Below are 3320 nucleotides of genomic sequence, written 5' to 3'. Positions count from 1 at the left end.
GACGTGGCGTATAGCCTGTAGCCGCTTTGAATACTTTGCCGAAATGGGCAATATTTTGGAAGCCGACGTTGTAAGCGATGTCGGTCACTTTGAACGGCGTTTCGCTCAGCAGCCTCTGGGCTTCCTTGATGCGGATGGCGGAAATATATTCGGTCAGGGAAAAGCCCGTCGTTTTTTTGAACAATCGGCTCAAGTAGTACAAATTCATCTGAAAGTGCTCGGCGAGTAGCGGCAGGGAAAGCGGTTCGGCATAATGCTGGTTGAGATAACGAATGATTTCCGTAACCTTTTTATGACAGGCCGCGTTCTTTTTGTCCACAGAGCCCGCGTGTTCCTCCATTTGTCGAAGGGCGTACACGATCATCTCCAGCAGCAGCCCTTGAATGCAAGCGAGAAATTCCGTTCGTTTGTTCATCAGCTCGTTTTTCATTTTGTGAAATAGGCCCTCTATTAACAACTGGTCGTTGTCCTTTAATGGTAAAACCGGCGAAAAACCAAGAAATGGAGAATGATCGCCTGACAGCAGCGGCTCATGCTGGCTACCCAACAACTCCTTGTGAAAACCGATAATATAACTTTCATGACCGGGAACGGTACTGGAAGTCGCCCTGTGAACAATATTTTTATTGAGAAATATAAGGCTTCCAGCCGTGATCCGATACGTATGGTCTTTGATGAAATACCTCCTTTCTCCGCGTCGAACATAGATTATTTCATAAAATGGATGGAAGTGACTTCCGTTCATATTGAATACGTCTTTTCTTCGGACTTGAATAAGAGAAAACAAGGGAGAAACATAGCGAGAAAAAACGGTTCCGCTTTTTGCAATCGAGCTTGTGTTCAAGCGCTTTCACCCCATGTCCATTGTGCTCCGCGGTTTCGTCCCCCGCCTTGGCGGGAGCCTGCGGGCCTTGTCCCTTTAGTATAAAGGATATGCCGCCCGATGCGTCAGCCGTTTTGGATCACAGGCAATAAAAGGGCAAAATATGCGCAATTGCAATCCGGATTGCAAAATCCAAATAGTTTTCGACTTGCGATTTCCGTAATCTAATCTTGAGTAAGAGGCAATGCCGTAACTTAGGGGGAATAATGGAATTTTATAAATCAGTAAAGAAAGTGTCCGGGAAGGGAGTGATTTGTATAAGCTCATGGTAAATAGAGGTAACAAAACCTCTTGAGAAATGGTGACACATGTGATGAGAAAACGAATTGCGAAGGAACAGTTCCAGCACCAGTTGGAACAGCTGGCCAACGAGCTTCGCAATGAAATCATCGAAGGAATCTAGGGGAGTTTCTCTATCGGAAAAAATTCTCGTCGTTCGTTTCGGGTTGAGCAATAATTCGATTCGTGCCGGACTGGAACAGTTGGTCAAGGAAGGATGGATTGAGAAAATTCCGCGTGTCGGCAACTGAGTGCGGGAACGAACCGCCCACTGCGATATTTGACGTGCCGCGAAGTGACGAAGCATATTGGACCGATTTGTTCAACGATGAAGAGCTGTGTCAACGTCTTGAGGCGTTGTTTCACAAATGGGGAGAGAACCACAGGAGCAGTTGATTGCATTTCATGACACATTCAGGAGGTCTCCTTAATTGAAAAAATGGTTAGCAGTTGCGGTAGCATCGTCGTTGCTCATAACGGCGGCTTGCTCGAATGGTTCAAATACGAATGGTGACAGCGGGAAACAGAATGCAGATGGCAACAACCCGCCCGCACAGGCGACGCCGAAAACAGATCCGGTTGAGCTGATTTTTTACTCCCAGAATACCGATTCCGTCTTTATGGATACGTTCGGCAACATGATTCAGGAAAAATTCCCGCATGTGAAAGTGAAGCATTTGCCTGTGGGCAGCAACAAATTAGCTGACCTTGTCGCATCCGGCCAACCGATCGACATCATGTTTTGGTCGATTGGGCAATCGAGCGAGGTAACCGGATATAATTTTCAGTACGATATCAGTGAACAGATCAACAAGTACAAATATGATCTGAACAAGCTTGAGCCTTCGGCGGTGGAAGCGGCGAAAAACTTAGCAGGCGGCGGCATTTATGGCCTGCCAGTGTTCACCAACACGCTCGGTTTGTTCTATAACAAGACGTTGTTTGACAAGTTCGGTGTCGAATATCCGAAAGACGGCATCAAATGGGATGAGTTGAAAGAGCTTGCCAAAAAATTGTCGCGAGCGGAATCCGGCATCGAATACAAAGGGCTAGTGATGTCGTCCTCCGCCAACATCGTCCTGAACCAGTATTCGGCGGGATATATCGACCCTGTCACGAAAAAATCGCTGTTTACATCGGAGAAATTCCAAAACGCGTTTGAACTGCTGACAAGCGTGGCGCATGTGCAGGGGAACGGTCTGAACGCCCAAACCTGGTCGCTTGCGGCTCAGCAAAAAATGTTCTATCAGGATCAGATGTCGTCGATGCTGCTGCACTTCGTTGACCATGCGCTGAGTAACCTGGATGAAAAAATGGATTGGGATATCGCCACGTACCCGGAAATTGCCAGCATGCCTGGTGTCGGACCGCAATCGTACCCATACTATGCCTATATCACACAGACGAGCAAGCACAAAGACCAGGCGTTTGAAGTAATCGCTTACATGACGTCGGAAGAGTTCCAGAACAACATGGCGAGGCGCGGCAAGCTGCCTATTTTGAAAGACAAAATCGACAGCATGTCAGAGTTCGGAAAAGATGTGCCGAAGCTGCAAGGCAAAAACGTCAAAGCGCTGCTGCCAAACAAACTCGCTCCGTCTTCACTGGTGAAAGACACGATTGTCATAGCACAATCGCCTGGACATACCGCCTTCTTTGAAGCGTACAAAAACAATGTGCTTGGTCTGGAGGATGTCAACACGGCGCTGCGTCTAGCCGGCGAGAAGTTCGACCTGAAATTGAAAGATTTGTTCGGGGAGTAAGAGCAATTCAACGTGCGAATCGGGCAGATATCGTCTGCCTGGTCGCTAGATTATGCCTTTTTTTGGAATCAAATCGCAATGGATGGGGGCGGTATGATTCGTCTCATCAACGGGCAGGCCACCTGTATGAAACTGAGCGAGAGCACGATACGCAAAGCACTCCCGGGGCGTTTGTTCATGCAGATGGAACATGTAAGAGTCTGTCGCAAATTACACGTCCGTTCAGCTTGAAGCAGGGGGTGGCTCCGCGGACCGGGCTAAGAAACCGATCGAAAAACAAATATCACCAGCGGCCTGTGATTGCTGCTTGTAACGCCTCGGCCCGTGGGCGCTACTGCCTGAGGCTGCGGAATAGACGTGGCGTATAGCCTGTAGCCGCTTTGAATACTTTGCCG

Annotated in this window: 2 protein-coding genes and 1 pseudogene; 1 reads left to right on the top strand and 2 read right to left on the bottom strand. The window is 48.3% G+C overall.

Going from position 1 to position 3320, the window contains the following annotated elements:
- Together FE784_RS42315 and FE784_RS43100 are read right to left on the bottom strand one after the other, a co-directional pair.
- Window positions 1-430: helix-turn-helix domain-containing protein (locus FE784_RS42315; protein WP_246132401.1), on the bottom strand; the 430-nt coding region annotated here is incomplete at its 3' end.
- Window positions 431-481: 51 nt separating this feature from the next.
- A pseudogene (locus tag FE784_RS43100) lies at window positions 482-745 on the bottom strand (AraC family ligand binding domain-containing protein); the annotation flags it as partial.
- Between the two features lie 848 nt (window positions 746-1593).
- On the opposite strand from FE784_RS43100, the gene FE784_RS40440 reads away from it, so the two are divergent.
- A complete protein-coding gene (locus FE784_RS40440; RefSeq protein WP_139607964.1) occupies window positions 1594-2925 on the top strand; it encodes an ABC transporter substrate-binding protein in 1332 nt (443 codons plus the stop codon).
- The last annotated feature ends 395 nt before the right edge of the window (window positions 2926-3320 follow it).

This window comes from Paenibacillus hemerocallicola (assembly GCF_006265175.1).
Lineage (GTDB): Bacteria > Bacillota > Bacilli > Paenibacillales > NBRC-103111 > Paenibacillus_AB > Paenibacillus_AB hemerocallicola.
Note: the sequence above shows the minus strand (reverse complement) of the source record. Positions and strands in the feature narration are given on the sequence as shown.